This window comes from Nocardia vinacea NBRC 16497, assembly GCF_000308835.1.
GTDB lineage: Bacteria > Actinomycetota > Actinomycetes > Mycobacteriales > Mycobacteriaceae > Nocardia > Nocardia vinacea.
Map to the genome: position 1 here is coordinate 1 of NZ_BAGN01000278.1, position 243 is coordinate 243.

A 243-nucleotide genomic window follows, 5' to 3' on the forward strand; every position below is an offset into this window, starting at 1 on the left:
ACCCTCCAGCCACGTGGACTGGACGACCGGCACAGTCGAGCTGCTCACCCAGGAACAGCCGTGGCCTCGCAACGGGCACCCCCTGCGCGCGGGCATCTCCTCCTTCGGCGTCTCGGGCACCAACGCGCACGTCATCCTCGAACAAGCACCTGCGGTCGTTGAACCGGTGCCTGGTACCGAGTCGCTGGTGCCGGTCACTGCTGGCGGGTTGGTGTGGGTGTTGTCGGGGCGTACCGGTGAGGG

The 243-nt window shown here is 68.3% G+C and carries 1 protein-coding gene; it reads left to right on the plus strand.

Translation table 11 applies throughout. From position 1 onward, the window contains the following. On the plus strand, positions 1–243 hold a 243-nt coding region (locus ON44_RS33480), incomplete at both ends, for a ketoacyl-synthetase C-terminal extension domain-containing protein (RefSeq protein ID WP_040697906.1).